The organism is Streptomyces sp. x-19 (assembly GCF_046549115.1).
Taxonomy (GTDB): domain Bacteria; phylum Actinomycetota; class Actinomycetes; order Streptomycetales; family Streptomycetaceae; genus Streptomyces; species Streptomyces albulus_C.
The window spans coordinates 37845-53323 of record NZ_JAJPWK010000009.1; the positions used below are offsets into that span (position 1 = coordinate 37845).

Genomic DNA, 15479 nt, shown 5'->3' on the forward strand with positions numbered 1-15479 from the left:
GAGGTCATGCGGCTCCGCGCACTCCTGGACACACATTCCCTGGGCCTCCAACTCCTGGGGGGCGAGGAAGAGCTGGACCGCACCGTCCGTGGCGTGATGACCACCGACCTGCGGGACCCCAGCCGGTACCTCTCCGGCGGCGAGCTGGTGCTCACCGGCCTGGCCTGGCGCCGGGAAGCCGAGGATTCCGAGCGGTTCGTCCGCATCCTGGCCTCCGCCGGCGTCGCCGGCCTCGCGGCCGGCGAGGCCGAGCTGGGCGCCATCCCCGACGACCTGGTGACGGCCTGCACCCGGCACCGGCTGCCGCTCTTCTCGGTGAACGAGACGGTCTCGTTCGCCTCGATCACCGAGCACGTGGTCCGCCAGGTCTCCAGCGAGCGGGCCGGCGACCTGGCCGCCGTGGTGGACCGGCACCGGCGGATGATGACCGCCGGCCCGGCCGGCGGCGGCCCCGAGGTGGTCCTGGACCTGCTCGGATCCGACCTGGACCTGCGCGCCTGGGTGCTCTCCCCCATCGGCCGGCAGATCGCCGGCTCCAGCCTGGCCGGCGCCGGGCCGGAGCTGCCGGCGGAGCTCGCCGCACGACTGGCCGGCGAGCACCTGGCGGCCGCCCGCAGCGGCCGCCGCGGCCCGCACCGGATCGGCCTGGCCGGCGCCACCTACTCGCTCTTCCCGATCCGCTACGAGAGCCGTGACCTGCGGCAGACCCTGCTCAGCGACTGGCTGCTGGCCGTCGAGGCGGACGCCGGCGACTGGTCCGAGGAGCGGCTGGACCTGCTGCACGGCGTCACCCAGCTGATCGCCGTCGAGCGGGACCGCCGGGACGCCGCCCGCACGGTCCGCCGCCGGCTCGCCCAGGAGGTCCTGGAGCTGGTCCAGACGGGCGCGCCGCCGGCCGAGATCGCCGCCCGGCTGCGGGTGGCCGCGCCGGTGCTGCTGCCCGGCCTGGGTGCCGCCCCGCACTGGCAGATCGTGGTGGCCCGGGTCGAGTGGGAGGGCGGCGACGTGCCCGGCGGCCCGGTGGCACAGAGCCTGCTGGAGGAGGTGCTGGTCGACCCCGGCACCTTCGGGCCCGAGCCGTCGGACCGGATCGCGGTGGCGCACACCGGCGACGAGGCGGTCGCGCTGGTGCCGCTGCCCGCCGTCGCGGAGGACTCCACCGAGGCCGCCATGACGGACGGCCTGCACGCCGACCACCTGCTGCGCGTCATCCAGGAGCCGCTGGGCCGCGGCCTGGACGGCGACGGCCGGCTCACCATCGGCGTCAGCGCCTCCGTGCACTCCGCCGAGGGGCTGCGCGGCGCCCTGGAGGAGGCCCGGCACGCCCGGCGGGTCGCCGCCGCCCGCCCCGGCCGGGTCTGCGCCGCCGGTCACGAGGAGCTGGCCTCGCACGTCCTGCTGCTGCCGTTCGTCCCCGACGACGTCCGCCGGGCCTTCACCGCCCGGCTCCTGGACCCGCTGCGGGACTACGACCGCCGCCACCGCGCCGAGCTGATCCCCACGCTGGAGGCGTTCCTCGACTGCGACGGCTCCTGGACGCGCTGCGCGACCCGCCTGCACCTGCACGTCAACACCCTGCGCTACCGCGTGGGCCGGATCGAGCAGCTGACCGGCCGTGACCTCTCGCGCCTGGAGGACAAGTTGGACTTCTTCCTGGCGTTGCGGATGAGCTGACGCCTCCTCAAGGCGGCGACTTGTCGGGCCCGGTGCGACGTGCGCGCCGGGCCCGACGCACGCCGCGCGACCGCCGCCGGCGGTACGCCGTCCGGGGTCCCCCGATCGGGCGGCGTCGCGTCAACGGCGTTGCCGCACCGGGCCGTCGCCCCGGCCCGCACCACGGCCGAACCACCGCATACCGGCCACCGATCCCACCCCGCGCGATTGTGAAATCTTTCACCCGCCCCCTTGGCCCGGCGACGGAATTCGTGCTGAGATGCGCCCACAGCATCCTGCATTCCCGTCTCAATGGCGCGCTCGGGGAGGGCACTGTGGCGGATACCGCCATGTCCGGATCCGCGGATCCCGCGGATTCCATGAGGTCCGTGGATCAGGTACCGGTCCCGGCACCACGGCCGGCATCCGCACCGTCGGCGGCCGCCCCCGCCGGCGACGACCCCCTCGACCGCGCCGTGTGGCGGCTGCGCTCCCGCGGCTGCTGGCTCGACGCCGCCGCCCTCCTGGAGCCGCTCGCGGCCCGGCAGGCGCCCGCCGCCCTGCGCCGCGCCGCCCTGCTGGTCGAGCGCTGCATGTTCACCGCCACCGGCTGGGCCGAGGCGGAGGACGCCCTGCGCACCGCGGAGGCCCTGGCCGGCGACGACGACGAACGCGGCGGCGCCGCCTGCGAACGCGGCCAACTCGCCTACACATCCACGGTGTTGGGGGTCCGCGACCGCGCCGACGAGGCCCGCTCGGCGCTGGGTCGGGCCGCCGCGCTGCTCGCCCCCGGCACCGCCGGCCGCCCGCTGCTGGACTTCCGCCGCGGCCTGATGGCCGAGCACGTCGCCGACAGTCCCGACTCCGCCCGCGCCGCCTACCGCCGCGCGCACGCCGGCGCCACCGCCCACGGCGACGCCCTGCTGCTCTCCTTCACCTGGCGGCACCTGGCAGGACTGGCCCTGCGCGACGGGGAGTTGGCGGAGGCCCGGCACGGCTTCGCGGAGTCCCTGCGGATCCGCGAGGAGCTGGGCTTCCTGGTCGGCACCGCACCGGCGCTGGCGGCACTGGCCGACGCCGCCCCGGAGGACGAGGCGGTCCGCCTGCGCACCGAGGCCGCCCGGCTGTTCCGGCTCATGGGCGGCGTCCCCACCTGGCTCGCCGGCCAGCTCCCGCCGCCCCCGCCGGAGGAGGCGGAGCCCCCGCTGGGGAGCACGGGGAGCTAGCGCCCGTCCGTCGGATCCGCTCCGCGGCCACGGCCACGGAGCGGCCCGGCTCCCGGGGCCGGACCGGCTCCGTCCGTCGGATGGCCGTCAACCACCCGACCTCGGCCATGCCGCGCCCCGGATCGAATGGCCGGATCCGGGCCCTGCCGGCGGCGGATCGGCCGGACCCCGGTGGCTGCCGGTCGACGGCCGGGCGCCGAGCGGTCGGTAGCGCCGCGTCCCACCTGCCCCGAGAATGGCCACAAGTCGCACTGCGGCGCGGCGGCGCGGCCTGGATGCTGGTCCGCGTCCAGCTTCCCTCTGGCAGAGCCTTCAGGAGGCCCACCGTGGCAGGAGTGGCCCACACCGGCACCGGAACCGACTGGGGCAAGGCGCATTTCGAGGCGATCTACAACTGCCCCGATCCGCGCCGGTACTACAGCACGCTGCAACCCTTGGAGTACCAGATCCCGCAGCACGGCCAGGCGGTGTTCCGCGCCCTGGCCGACGCCCTGCAGCGCCGCCGCGGCGACACCGCAGGGCTTCCGCCGCTGCGCGTCGTCGACCTGTGCTGCTCGTACGGGGTCAACGCGGCGCTGTTCAACCACGAGCTGACCCTCGACGACCTCTACCGGCGCTACGCCGGCACCGGCCCGGACACCCCCGGGGGCGACCGGCTGGCCCAGGCGGACCGGGCCTTCTACGCGGCCCGGCGCCGGCCCGGAGCGGCCCGGATCACCGGCATCGACGCGGCGGAGCACGCGGTCGGCTACGCGGTGGCGGCCGGGCTGCTCGACCGCGGCTTCGCGGCGAACCTGGAGGACGAGGCCGCGTCCCCGGAGCTGTGCCGGGCGCTGGACGGCACCGAGCTGATCACCGTCACCGGCGGCGTCGGCTACATCACCGCACGCACCTTCGCCCGGCTCTTCGACTGCGTCTCGACACCGCCCTGGGTCGCCGCGTTCGTGCTGCGCACGGTGTCCTACCGGCCGGTCTCGACGCTGCTGGCGCGGGCCGGGCTGGTCACCGAGCGGCTCACCACCCGGACGTTCCGGCAGCGGCGGTTCGCCGACGAGGCCGAGCGGCGGGCGGCCGTCGAGGCACTGGCGCGCCGCGGACTGACCGTCGGCGGCAAGGAGGCCGACGGCTTCTACCACGCCGAGCTGTACGTCTCCCGGCCCGCCGCCGACGTCTCGGCGCTGCCCCTGGCGGAGCTGCTGCCCGCCTTCTGAGGCCGCCCCGCCCCGGCGAGCCGCCGGGCCGCGCCCGCCTCAGTGCCGGTGCCGGGCCGCCGACAGGTGCGCGCGGGCGATCCGCTCGACGACCCCGTGCTCCTGGGCGAGCAGCGCGTCGAGCAGGGCGGTGTGCTCGGAGGCGTCGGCCAGCAGGGCGGCCGTGCCGGGCCGTCCCCCGCCGCCCGCCGCCCACTGCGCGCGGCGCAGCAGGTCACCGGTGACCTGGGTGAGCCGGCGGTTCCCGGTGAGCGCGATCAATGCCTGGTGGAAGGCGTGGTCGGCCTCGGCGTACCCGGCCCGGTCGCCGCGGGCGGCGGCCGCCACCCCGTCCTCGGCCAGCGGACGCAGTTCCTCCCAGCGCTCCGGGGGCACCGCCCTGGCCAGTCGGACGATGGCCGGCAGCTCCAGCATCGTGCGGACCTCGGAGAGCTCGGCGAGGTCGCGGGAGCTGCGCTCGCAGACCCGGAAGCCGCGGTTGGGCACGACCTCGACGGCGCCCTCCCCCGCGAGCTGCTGCATGGCCTCCCGGACCGGGGTCGCGGAGACGCCGTAGCGTTCGGCGAGGACCGGGGCGGAGTAGACCTCGCCGGGCAGCAGTTCCCCGGCGGTCAGCGCCCGGCGCAGCGCCGCCAGGACCTGGCCGCGCACCGAGTGCCGGCGCGGCCGCGGGCCGGGCGGCACCGTGCCGGACCCGCCGGTCCCGGGGCCGGCAGCCCGGTCCCGCACGCCGGTCGGCCCGCCGGAGACGGCCTGCGCGGGCAACCACACCCGGGTCTCCGGCTGCGGCTCCGCTGTGCCCTGCTCCATGACGGTTCCTCCTGCTGACGGCTGCCAGCACCATAAGCGTCCGTCGCTCGGGTTCACACCTCAGCGGGCACGGGTAGAGATGTCGGATAAGGTAAGCCTTACCTGCCAACGATCGCGATTCGGTGGTCCCCCGCATGTCCCCTGCCGTTGCTGCCGCGCCCGCCGCCCCGCCCACCGCCCACCCCGTGGCGGACGCCTACGCCCGGCTCGCCGAGGTGTTCCCGGACCTGCGGGTGACGCTCGCGGCCGGGCCCGCGCTGGACGTCTTCCTCGCCGACGAGGCGGCCCGGATCACGCGGGACTACGGCCGGTCCGCCCGCCCCGACGTGGTCGCGAGCTTCGCGCTGCACCGCTACGCCTGGCCGGCCTGCCTGCTGATCACCGTCCCGTGGTTCCTGCACCGCCGGGTGCCGCACCTGTCCGCGGGCGATGTCCGCTTCCACCGCGAGCTGGGCCGGATGGCCGTACGCGCGGGCTCTTTCGGATGTCTCCCGGACGACCCGGCGGCGACCCTGCCCGGCGCCCGGGTGGTGCCGGACGAGGAGGCCCTGCGCGCCGAGCTCCGTGCCGCGGTCGCCGCCCACCTGGGGCCCGTGCTGGACGGTTTCCGCACCCGGATGCGGCGCGGCCCGCGGGCCCTGTGGGGCATGGCCTCCGACGAGATCGTCGAAGGCCTCTGGTACGTCGGGCACCTGCTGGGCGAGGAGCGGCGGGCCGTCAGCGAGCTGGCGCGGCTGCTGCCGGGGGCCACCGCCCCGTACGCGGCCGGCGCCGGCTTCCGCGAGCTGACCGGGCCGGACGGCGCGGCGCTGTCCACCCGCGACCGGGCCAGTTGCTGCATGTACTACACGCTGCGGCCCGAGGACACCTGCGTCACCTGCCCGCGCACCTGCGATGCGGAGCGCATCAGCCGCCTCACCGCAACCTCCTGACCCACCCACCACCCGCAGGAGTGACCGCACTTCGCACGGAACTCCCCTGCCGGGGACGGTAGTTCGAACCCCCGGTCGCTCAACTGACCGCTCCGGCACCCCTTGGCGTTCTCTTGCTCGGAAATCCCGTGCGGCCGGGTCCGGTTCCGCCAGGATGGCGCGCGCCTCGCGAATCCGCGTAAGCGCCGCAACCTGAGCAAGGGGTCCCGGAATGAGAATGACCGACATATCGCTGAATTGGCTGATTCCGGCTCTTCTGCTGCTCGCCGGCGTCATGACCGCCGCCGTCCTCCTGCTGCGCGGGCGCCGCGCGGACCGGCGGGCCGGTACCGACGACTCCTGGGAACGCAGCGAGGAGCGCCGCCGCCGCAAGGAGACCGTCTTCGCCTCCGCCTCCTACGTGCTGCTGTTCTGCTGCGCCGCGGTGGCCGCGGCACTGTCCTTCCACGGCCTGGTCGGCTTCGGCGTGCAGAACCTCGGGCTGACCGGCGGCTGGGAGTACCTGGTCCCGTTCGGGCTCGACGGTGCGGCGATGTTCTGCTCCGTCCTGGCGGTGCGCGAGGCCAGCCACGGCGATGCGGCGCTCGGCTCGCGGTTGCTGGTGTGGACGTTCGCCGGCGCCGCCGCGTGGTTCAACTGGGTGCACGCCCCGCGCGGCCTGGACCACGCCGGCGCACCGCAGTTCTTCGCCGGCATGTCCCTGTCCGCGGCGGTCCTCTTCGACCGGGCGCTGAAGCAGACCCGCCGGGCGGCGCTGCGCGAGCAGGGCCTGGTGCCCCGGCCGCTGCCGCAGATCCGCATCGTGCGCTGGCTGCGGGCGCCCCGCGAGACCTTCGCGGCCTGGTCGCTGATGCTGCTGGAGGGTGTGCGCACCCTGGACGAGGCGGTCGAGGAGGTCCGCGAGGACAAGCGGGAGAAGGTGCAGGGCCGGCTGCGCAGGCGGGAGCAGGACAGGCTCGAACGGGCCCGCATCAAGGCCCTCAACCGGCAGCACCGGTCGTGGGGCAGGGGCGGGGCGCGTCAGGTCGCCGTCACGGTGGGCGCACCGGCGGTGCCCGCGGCGCCCGCCACGGAGAAAACCCCGTCGGCCGGTCCGGACCCCGCCGGGCCCGCCGACCCGGCACCCCGGAACCCCGGCGAACCGGTCAAGCGGCCGCGCCCGGCCCTCAAGGCCGTGTCCGGCGCCGACGCGGACGGATCCGCGCCCGGTCAACGCGGCGCCGTGGACCTCACCACGGAGGACGAGACCCAGACGATCCCGCGGCTGGACTCCCTGGAGGAGAAACTCGCCGAGATCGAGAGGCAGTTCGGCTGAACGCCGGCGGACCGCGCCGACCCCACTCCCGGCTCCGCGTCAGGCCGGTCCGCCGCCCAACTCGAACCACACGCACTTGCCGCCCCCCTCGGACCGGATGCCCCACGCGTCCGACAGGGCCCGCACCAGCATCAGCCCCCGCCCGGACGTCCCGTCGGCCGACGGCTCCCGCGGCTCGGGGCGACGCTCGGCACAGTCCCGCACCTCCACCCGCAGCCGGTCGGTGACCCACGCCGTGACCACCGCACCGCCCTCGGTGTGCAGCAGGGCGTTGGTGATCAATTCGCTGGTCAGCAGCGCCGCCACCTCGGGGTCCGCCGGGGCCTCGCCGTCCGGCGGCACCCAGCGGCACAGTAACTCCCGCAGCTCCCTGCGGACTTCGCCGACGGCCTGGAGATCGGCCTGTCGCACCTTCCGTTCCAGCGCGCGGGTCGGCCGCTCCGCGACCGCCGCGCCCCCGCTCCCCCCGTCCGCTCGCCGCCGTCTGTTCCGGTCCTCGCGTCGCACAGGCTGACGCATGCTCTCCCCCGCCCCCAACGAACCACCAGCGCTCTGCCTCGAACAGCCTCACGGTCAGCATTCCCATCGGGCCCGCCGCCATGCTTCCGCTTGGCCGCCGCCGGCGCACGCCCGGCGCACGGGCCCCGGCGGGGCGGTCTGCGGCGCGCGCGCGGAACGCGCCCTCATCACGCGTGGCGGGAAGGCGTTCCGCGACCGGCCGGAGCGCGCCGGTCCGCGGACCGGTCGGCCGGCTGCCGGGGCGGTGCGCCGCACCGAAGTGCCGGGCGCCGAACGGGAGTCCGGAGCCGCGCCGGCACCGACGGGCCGAGCTCCCCGTGCGCCACGGTGCTCGGTCCCTCGGGTGCTCACACCCGCGGGACGTTCCGGAGGTTGGACCGCGCCAGCTGCACCATCCGGCCCACCCCGCCCGCCAGCACGATCTTCCCGGCGGAGAGCGCGAAGCCCGACACCATCTCGGCGCTGATCTTCGGCGGGATGGACAGCGCGTTGGGGTCGGTGACGACGTCGACCAGCGCCGGCCCCTCGTGCCGGAACGCGTCGCGCAGCGCCCCGCGCACCTGCTTGGGCTTCTCCACCCGCACGCCGTACGCCCCGGCCGCCCGCGCGATCGCCGCGAAGTCGGGGTTGCGGTTGGTGGTGCCGTACGCCGGCATTCCCGACACCATCATCTCCAACTCCACCATTCCCAAAGAGGAGTTGTTGAAGAGCACCACCTTCACCGGCAGGTCGTACTGGACCAGCGTCAGGAAGTCGCCCATCAGCATCGAGAAGCCGCCGTCCCCCGACATGGAGACGACCTGCCGGCCGCGGTCCATGAACTGCGCGCCGATCGCCTGCGGCAGCGCGTTGGCCATCGAGCCGTGGCTGAACGAACCGATCACCCGCCGGCTGCCGTTCGGCGTGAGGTACCGGGCCGCCCAGACGTTGCACATCCCGGTGTCCACGGTGAAGACCGCATCGGCGGCGGCCTCCTCGTCGAGCACCGAGGCCACGTACTCCGGGTGGATCGGCACGTGCTTCTCCACCTTGCGGGTGTACGCCTTGACCACCCCCTCCAGCGCGTCCGCGTGCTTCTTCAGCATCCGGTCCAGGAACGTGCGGTTGCCCTTCTCCCGCACCTTGGGGATCAGGCACCGCAGCGTCTCCCGGACGTCGCCCCACACGGCGAGGTCCAGTGCGGTGCGGCGGCCCAGGTGCTCGGGCCGCACGTCCACCTGGACGATCCGCACGTCGTCGGGGAGGAAGGCGCTGTACGGGAAGTCCGTGCCGAGCAGGATCAGCAGGTCGCACTCGTGGGTCGCCTCGTAGGCCGCGCCGTAGCCCAGCAGTCCGCTCATCCCGACGTCGTGCGGGTTGTCGTACTGGATCCACTCCTTGCCGCGCAGCGCGTGGCCCACGGGCGCCTTCACCCGCTCGGCGAACTCCATCACCTCGGCGTGCGCGCCCGCCGTCCCGCTGCCGCAGAACAGCGTGACCTTGTCGGCCTCGTCGACCATCCGGGCCAGGGCGTCGATCTCGTCGTCCCCGGGCCGCACCGACGGCCGGGAGGTGACCAAGGCGTGCTCGACGGCGCGTTCGGGCGCGGCTTCGGCGGCGACGTCCCCGGGCAGCGAGACGACCGCGACGCCGCCCTGCCCCACGGCGTGCTGGATCGCGGTCTGCACCACCCGCGGCATCTGCCGGGGGTTGGAGATCAGCTCGCTGTAGTGGCTGCACTCGGCGAACAGCCGGTCCGGGTGCGTCTCCTGGAAGTAGCTGGTGCCGATCTCGCTGGACGGGATGTGCGAGGCCAGCGCGAGCACCGGGGCCATCGAGCGGTGCGCGTCGTAGAGCCCGTTGATCAGGTGGAGGTTCCCGGGCCCGCAGGATCCGGCGCAGGCCGCGAGCTTCCCGGTGAGCTGCGCCTCCGCACCCGCGGCGAAGGCGGCGGCCTCCTCGTGCCGGACCTGGATCCAGTCGATGGCGGAGTTGCGGCGGATGGCGTCCACCACCGGGTTCAGGCTGTCCCCGACGACCCCGTAGAGCCGCCGGACCCCGGCCCGGACCAGGATGTCGATGAACTGCTCGGCTACGGTCTGCTTGGCCACGGGAGGAGCCTCCTCGATCGGCGGGGCGAACGGTCGTGCGGAGCGGACTGCGGGCGGGCGCGTGCGGCGGGAGCGGACGGGACGGCGGGGCGCACAGGCGAACGGCCGCCCGGTACCCGGCCGCCTGGTTGCTCCTTCCCATCAACCCATGGGGGGACGCGGGGCGCCTCCGGGGGATCGGGGCCCGTCGGTGCCCCTGGGGCGCGGACCGTGGCGGGTCGGGCGGGCGGGTGCGGGAGGGAGTCCGCCGGCCGCTACCGCTCCCACACCGCGACGGCCGTGCGGTCCTCGGCGTCGCCCGCGCCGCGGGGTTGGACGGCGGTGAAGAAGTCGGCCAGGTCCGGCGGTCCGGGCACGGACCAGGCGGCGGCGAGTCGGGCGGCGAAGTCCGGGTCACCGCTCAGCGGTCCCGCCAGCCCCGCGCCGCACAGCAGCAACACGTCTCCCGGGCAGCCCGTCACGACGCGGAACCGGAACGGCGCGGGGCGGGGCGCCGCACCACCGGGTGCCTGCGGCGCGGGCGAGGTGGGTGGTGCGTCCGCCGGTGCGGTGACGGTGGGTTCCAGATCCTCCCAGCCGCCGTCGCGCAGCCGGAAGAGGCCACCGGCGCCGACGCCGAAGAACACCCGGGTCCGACAGTCCGGGTCGGCGGGCACCAACAGGCAGCGCAGCGCAGCCGCCTGGCCGTCGGACGCCGCCGCCAGGTCCGCGGCACGCGCGCGCAGCCTGCCGTAGCCGCGGTCCGTGAGGCGCTGGAGCCCCGCCTTGAGCGCGTCGCGCCGACCCGCACGCAGGTCCTGCGCCAGTTGGGTGGAGCAGCCGCCGACGGCGCCGGACGCCCAGGCCCAGACGTCGCGGGCGGCACGGTGCGCGACCGCCCCCGTCGTGCTCGGGCCGGTGGCGACGGCCAGCAGGAGCAGCGCGTCCCGGCCCGTCCCGAACCGGGCGGTGAGGAACGCCTCGCCGCGCACGTCACCCCGCCCACGGGGGGCCGCGCCGCGCTGCGCCACGGCACGGACCGCGACGGCGCCGCACCGGACGCCGTCCAGAACGGTGTCGGGCACCCAGTCGTCGAGGGCTTCCGGGGCGGTCCGCGGGCAGGTGCCGGGGGCCGCCCCCGAGTCGGCCGCGGGCGAGGGCGAGTTGGTCGGGAACGCGGGCGCGCCGGTCGGCGGTGAGGAGGGGGCGACGGGCGACGGGGCGGCGGGCTCCACGTCGCCGTCCTGTGCGCCCCTGCCCTCCGTCGCCCTGCCCTGCGCGTCGCTGTCCTGCGTGCCCCCGTCCGCCGCGGCTCTCGGCTCGGTGGCCGTCGCCTCGGCGTCCGCCCCCGCGCCGTCGCCCACCTCGACGTCCGGCGCCTCGACGGGCGGTGCGGCCGGCCACGTGGCGCGCCACGCGAGCGGGGGCGGAGGTGGTTCTGCCGGGCCGGCCGGGTACGGCGCCGCACTGCCCGGGAGCTCCCAGGGCCGCGGCTCCCATCCACTCGGCTCCCACGGCCGGGGCTCGAATCCGCTGGGGACGAAGCCCCCGGACGGCGACGCCGCGGGTGCGGCGCCTTCCCCGGCGCGCGGTTCCCCGGCCGCGGGCGCGACAGGCGGGTCCGGCCGTCCCGGCCCGGCGGGTGGCTCCGGCGCCTCCCACCCGACGCGCGGGTCCGGGACCCGCGGTGCGTCGGGCGAGCGCCGCAGGTCCGGGCCGGTCTGCGGCGGGCCGGCGGCGGCCGACGGGCCCGCGGCCCGGCGCCGGCCCACCGTCCGCAACGCCGACTCGATCCGCTCGTCGAGGGTGTCGGAGGCGGCGGTCGGCGGGCCCGCGGCGTGCTCGCCGCCCGCCTCGGGGGCGTCGCCGTACAGCTCCCGCCACCACCAGTCGTCCTCCCTGCCACGGCCCGGCCCCTGCTGCCTCATGGGCCGCATTGTCCCGTGGCGCGGGCCGCCGAAACAGGGCGCGAAAAGGGCATTCCAGGAAGCGCGGGCCGGCCGGTTCCGGCAGGCTTGGGCCATGCCGGCCGGGAAAGAGCCCAGCGCGCGAACCGGCGCCGTGCATGCGCCGTGCGGGGCACGACCGCGCGCCGGCGTCGCCGGGGCGGGCGCATGAACGCCTGGCAGCTGATCGGCGTCGGCCTCGTCCTGCTGCTCGGGGTGCTCGGGGTGCTGGTCCCCGGTCTCCCGGGGCCGCTGGTGGTCTGGGCCGGGCTGCTGTGGTGGGCGACGGCGGAACGGTCCTCCCTCGCCTGGGCGGTGTTGACGGCCGGCACCGCCGTCCTCCTCCTCAACCAGGTGCTCAAGTGGCTGCTGCCGGCGCGCGACCTGCGCGCGGCGGGCGCGCCCTACCGCACGCTGCTCCTCGCCGGCGTGACCGGCGTCGCGGGGTTCTTCCTGGTGCCCGTCATCGGGTGCCCGCTGGGCGCGCTCGGCGGCCTCTACGTCCTCGAACGCGTCCGCCTCGGCGGCCACGGCGACGCCTGGGCCTCGACGCGCACGGTCCTGCGCGCCATCGGCCTGAGCGTGCTGGTGGAACTGTTCGCCTGCCTCCTGGTGATGGGCGCCTGGATGGGAGCGGTGTTCGCGCGCTGAAGGCCGGAACCCCCGCGGCCCCCGCGGCCCCGGGAGCGCGCCCGCAACGGCGGGACACCACGCCGCCGCGCGGGACGTCGGCGCGTGGCGCGCGCTCGTCCGGGGTACGCGGCGGCGCCCCGTAACGGCGTTACAGGACGCCACGGCGAACCGGGAGCCGGGCCGCGACGCGGGCCGGGGCGACGCGCCACGGCCCTACCGCGCCCCGGCGCGCCCGCCCCGTCCCGCCGCGTCCCGCCGCGCCCCTAGCCCAGGCCCGATCCTCGCTTCCGTTCCATCATGTGGCGGCCCAGTGCCTGCTTGCGCTTCCAGTCGCGTCGGATCTCGGCGCGCAGGCGGACGTCGGTCTTGGCCACGATCCGCTGGTTCTCCCGCTGGAGCTTGCGGTAGCTCTCCAGCCGACGGGTCGCCAACTCGCCGTTCTCCACGGCGTCTAGGACCGCGCAGTCCGGCTCCGCCTCGTGGGCGCAGTCGTGGAACCGGCACTGCCGGGCCAGCTCCTCCACGTCAGAGAACGTCCGGGCCAGCCCGTCCGCCGCGTCCCACATGCCGACGCCGCGCAGCCCCGGCGTGTCGATGAGGACGCCACCGCCGGGCAGCACCAGCAGGTCACGGGTCGTGGTGGTGTGCCGCCCCTTGCCGTCCTGGTCGCGGACCGCCCGCACGTCCTGCACGTCCGCTCCGTGGAGCGCGTTGGCCAGGGTGGACTTGCCGGCGCCGGACCGGCCCAGGAGGACGGCGGTGGCCCCGGCGAGCGCGGCGGTCAGCTCCTCGACGCCGGCGCCGGTCGCCGCGCTGACCGCCAGCACCCGCACACCGGGGGCGGCGCCCGAGGCGTCCGCGACGAGGTGGCCCAGCGCTGCCGGGTCCGCCACCAGGTCCGCCTTGGTGAGCGCCACCAGGGGCTGCGCCCCGCTCTCCCACACCAGGGAGACGAACCGCTCGACGCGGTCGAGGTCCAGCGCCTCGGCCAGGGAGACCGCGACGACGGCGTGCGCGACGTTCGCGGCGAGGACCTGCCCCTCGGAACGCTTGGTCGAGGCCGAACGCAGGATCGCCGTGCGGCGGGGCAGCAACGCCCGCAGCACGCCGTCGAGATGGTCGCCGACGCGACCGTTGTGGAGGTCGACGACGGCCCAGTCGCCGGTGCACGGCACCCGCGTCGGATCGCCGGTCGCCACCAGGGCGGTGTCCAACAGGACGGTGCGGACGCCGGTGCCGTCCGGCACGACGGCGTCCACGCGGCCGCGGTCGACGCGGACCACGCGGCCGGGCACGAAACCCTGCCCGGCATGGGGGAGGAAACTCTCCGCGAAGCCTTCGTCCCAGCCATAGGCGGTCAGCGGACGGGCAGCGGGGAAGTCGAGGTCGAACAACGGGAAGGCCCTTCGAGAAGGAGCGGTCCCGGCCGTGCGCGCAACGCGCGGGAAACGGAAGGTCGAGTCAGCCGGAGACCACGGAAAGGGGAATGATGATCTTCTGCATGCGGGCAACGCCCTTCGTGGCGACAGTCATCAGTACCCACCTCCCGAATCCTCGACGGCTGAGCGACGGCGGCCCTGGGCCGTCGTCCGAACGCGCCCACCCTAGAACGGGCCCGCACGAGGACGCCAAGGGTTTTCCCACCGGGAGGTGCCTCTCCGGTGGCCGCGACGCCGACGCGGCGGTGCTGCGCGCCGTGGCGCCCGGTGCGCAACACTGGAGCGATGACGAGTGAATCCCCCGGTGGTTCCCCTGATTCCCCCGAGGAGGAACCGACCATCATCTGGGAGGGCGCCGACCGGGCCGGTCCCGACGGGCTCACCGTCGGACGCACGGCCGCGCTCGTCGGGGTCAGCGTGAAGACGCTGCACCACTGGGACGCGATCGGTCTGGCCCGCCCGAGCGGCCGCACCTGGGCCGGGTACCGGGTGTACTCCGGCGACGACGTCGCCCGGATCCACCGGATCCTGGTCTACAAGGAGCTCGGGTTCCCGCTGGCCCAGATCGGCCGCCTCCTCGACGACCCGGACGCCGATGCACGCGCGCACCTGCACCGGCAGCGGTCCCAGCTCGTGGCGCGCATCGCCCGCCTGGAGAAGATGGTCGGCGCGGTCGACCGGATGCTGGAGGCGTCGAAGACCGGCATGCGGCTGACCCCGGAGGAGCAGGTCGAGATCTTCGGTGCCGACTGGCAGCCGACCTGGGTGGACGAGGCCGAGCAGCGCTGGGGCGACACCGCGCAGTGGGGCCAGTACGCGGAACGGGCCGCGCGGATGACGCCGGAGGACTGGCAGGAGGTCGCGGCCTCGACCGAGGCGCTCAACGCCGACCTCGCGGCTGCGCTGCGCGCCGGCGTGACCCCGGGCTCCGACGCGGCGAACGCCCTCGCCGAGCGGCACCGCGCCCTGCTCTCGCGGTACTTCGACACCACCCACGCGATGCACGCCTGCATCGGGCGGATGTTCGTCGACGACCCCGGCTACGCGGAGTACTTCGACGCCCTGGCGCCGGACCTCACCCGGTGGCTGCGGGACGTGATCTTCGCCAACGCCCGGGCGCACGGCGTCGATCCGGACTCCGCGACCTGGGGGTGACGGCGCCGGGCGCGGTGCCGCACCCGTCCCGGCACGGGCCTCAGCGCCCCGCGGGCTCCTCGTGGCCGGCGCGCTCCCGGTCGGTGCCCGGCGCCCCCGGACCGGTCCCGGGGCCGCCGTCGTAGGAGAGGACCGCGTCGAGGTACGCGCCGATGGCGTCGCGGTTGCGGATCAGGCAGGCGATGCGGTCGGTCATCCGGTCGCGTTCGTGCTCCAGGGTGGAGATCATCTCCGGGGTGGCGTCGGGGAAGTAGATGGTCCGGGGCTTGTCCAGGCAAGGCAGGATCTGCTTGATGATGCGGGTCGGCAGGCCGGCGTCGAGCAGGCCCCTGATCTGGAGCACCCGGTCCACGAAACGGTCGTCGTAGTCGCGGTAGCCGTTCGAGGTGCGGGCGGCGACGATCAGGCCCTGCTCCTCGTAGTAGCGCAGCAGCCGGCGCGGCGTTCCGGTGCGTTCCGACAGTTCCCCGATCCGCATGACGGCCCCTCCCGTGGTGCGTGCTCCCGCCGCGGTCAGGATACGGGCGGGCCGGCGCGGGGTCGGGTCACGGCCTCAACTGCTGGTCACGGG

13 protein-coding genes are annotated in these 15479 nt (G+C 75.7%); 7 read left to right on the top strand and 6 right to left on the bottom strand.

Annotated features, from left to right (window positions below; genetic code table 11):
• Positions 1-6 precede the first annotated feature (6 nt).
• The 3 genes from ACLJT4_RS21970 (at position 7) to ACLJT4_RS21980 (ending at position 4090) form a co-directional block, all read left to right on the top strand.
• Positions 7-1674 (top strand): PucR family transcriptional regulator, encoded by a 1668-nt coding sequence (locus tag ACLJT4_RS21970; protein ID WP_411124345.1) that lies wholly within the window; start codon positions 7-9, stop codon positions 1672-1674.
• Between the two features lie 359 nt (positions 1675-2033).
• Positions 2034-2879 carry a hypothetical protein gene (locus tag ACLJT4_RS21975; protein ID WP_411124347.1) on the top strand — a complete coding sequence of 282 codons (846 nt, stop codon included), beginning with the start codon at positions 2034-2036 and terminating at the stop codon, positions 2877-2879.
• Between the two features lie 335 nt (positions 2880-3214).
• A complete protein-coding gene (locus tag ACLJT4_RS21980; RefSeq protein ID WP_411124649.1) occupies positions 3215-4090 on the top strand; it encodes a hypothetical protein in 876 nt (291 codons plus the stop codon).
• A 39-nt stretch (positions 4091-4129) separates the two neighbouring features.
• On the opposite strand, the gene ACLJT4_RS21985 is transcribed toward ACLJT4_RS21980, so the two are convergent.
• On the bottom strand, positions 4130-4900 hold the full coding sequence (locus tag ACLJT4_RS21985) for a GntR family transcriptional regulator (protein ID WP_411124349.1): 771 nt from the start codon (positions 4898-4900) through the stop codon (positions 4130-4132).
• Positions 4901-5034: 134 nt separating this feature from the next.
• Here ACLJT4_RS21985 and ACLJT4_RS21990 point away from each other — a divergent pair, with 134 nt between their 5' ends.
• Together ACLJT4_RS21990 and ACLJT4_RS21995 are read left to right on the top strand one after the other, a co-directional pair.
• Positions 5035-5832 (top strand): (2Fe-2S)-binding protein, encoded by a 798-nt coding sequence (locus ACLJT4_RS21990; RefSeq protein WP_411124351.1) that lies wholly within the window; start codon positions 5035-5037, stop codon positions 5830-5832.
• 211 nt (positions 5833-6043) lie between these two features.
• Positions 6044-7147 carry a DUF2637 domain-containing protein gene (locus ACLJT4_RS21995; protein WP_411124353.1) on the top strand — a complete coding sequence of 368 codons (1104 nt, stop codon included), beginning with the start codon at positions 6044-6046 and terminating at the stop codon, positions 7145-7147.
• Positions 7148-7186: 39 nt separating this feature from the next.
• Here the strand turns inward: ACLJT4_RS21995 and ACLJT4_RS22000 are convergent, their stop codons facing one another.
• From ACLJT4_RS22000 to ACLJT4_RS22010, 3 genes are all read right to left on the bottom strand, one after another.
• Positions 7187-7558, bottom strand: a complete 372-nt coding sequence (locus ACLJT4_RS22000) for an ATP-binding protein (protein WP_331246734.1) — start codon at positions 7556-7558, stop codon at positions 7187-7189.
• 455 nt (positions 7559-8013) lie between these two features.
• Positions 8014-9756, bottom strand: coding sequence for a pyruvate dehydrogenase (locus tag ACLJT4_RS22005; RefSeq protein ID WP_411124355.1), 1743 nt, complete (start codon positions 9754-9756; stop codon positions 8014-8016).
• Between the two features lie 254 nt (positions 9757-10010).
• Positions 10011-11663, bottom strand: coding sequence for a hypothetical protein (locus ACLJT4_RS22010; RefSeq protein ID WP_411124357.1), 1653 nt, complete (start codon positions 11661-11663; stop codon positions 10011-10013).
• 186 nt (positions 11664-11849) lie between these two features.
• Between ACLJT4_RS22010 and ACLJT4_RS22015 the strand changes: the two genes are divergently transcribed.
• Positions 11850-12332: a DUF456 domain-containing protein gene (locus tag ACLJT4_RS22015; RefSeq protein ID WP_038522788.1), complete on the top strand. Its 483-nt coding sequence runs from the start codon at positions 11850-11852 to the stop codon at positions 12330-12332.
• Positions 12333-12577: 245 nt separating this feature from the next.
• On the opposite strand, the gene rsgA is transcribed toward ACLJT4_RS22015, so the two are convergent.
• Complete coding sequence (gene rsgA / locus ACLJT4_RS22020; RefSeq protein WP_411124359.1) at positions 12578-13708, bottom strand: ribosome small subunit-dependent GTPase A; 1131 nt, start codon at positions 13706-13708, stop codon at positions 12578-12580.
• 330 nt (positions 13709-14038) lie between these two features.
• Between rsgA and ACLJT4_RS22025 the strand changes: the two genes are divergently transcribed.
• On the top strand, positions 14039-14908 hold the full coding sequence (locus ACLJT4_RS22025; protein ID WP_411124361.1) for a MerR family transcriptional regulator: 870 nt from the start codon (positions 14039-14041) through the stop codon (positions 14906-14908).
• Positions 14909-14948: 40 nt separating this feature from the next.
• Here the strand turns inward: ACLJT4_RS22025 and ACLJT4_RS22030 are convergent, their stop codons facing one another.
• Positions 14949-15386: a MerR family transcriptional regulator gene (locus ACLJT4_RS22030; protein WP_411124363.1), complete on the bottom strand. Its 438-nt coding sequence runs from the start codon at positions 15384-15386 to the stop codon at positions 14949-14951.
• Positions 15387-15479 lie beyond the last annotated feature (93 nt).

Coding starts and splice junctions, on each gene's coding strand:
- ACLJT4_RS21970 (WP_411124345.1), top strand. CDS start 7: ATGCGGCTCCGCGCACTCCTGGACACACATTCCCTGGGCCTCCAACTC.
- ACLJT4_RS21975 (WP_411124347.1), top strand. CDS start 2,034: ATGAGGTCCGTGGATCAGGTACCGGTCCCGGCACCACGGCCGGCATCC.
- ACLJT4_RS21985 (WP_411124349.1), bottom strand. CDS start 4,900: ATGGAGCAGGGCACAGCGGAGCCGCAGCCGGAGACCCGGGTGTGGTTG.
- ACLJT4_RS21990 (WP_411124351.1), top strand. CDS start 5,035: ATGTCCCCTGCCGTTGCTGCCGCGCCCGCCGCCCCGCCCACCGCCCAC.
- ACLJT4_RS21995 (WP_411124353.1), top strand. CDS start 6,044: ATGAGAATGACCGACATATCGCTGAATTGGCTGATTCCGGCTCTTCTG.
- ACLJT4_RS22010 (WP_411124357.1), bottom strand. CDS start 11,663: ATGAGGCAGCAGGGGCCGGGCCGTGGCAGGGAGGACGACTGGTGGTGG.
- ACLJT4_RS22015 (WP_038522788.1), top strand. CDS start 11,850: ATGAACGCCTGGCAGCTGATCGGCGTCGGCCTCGTCCTGCTGCTCGGG.
- ACLJT4_RS22025 (WP_411124361.1), top strand. CDS start 14,039: ATGACGAGTGAATCCCCCGGTGGTTCCCCTGATTCCCCCGAGGAGGAA.
- ACLJT4_RS22030 (WP_411124363.1), bottom strand. CDS start 15,386: ATGCGGATCGGGGAACTGTCGGAACGCACCGGAACGCCGCGCCGGCTG.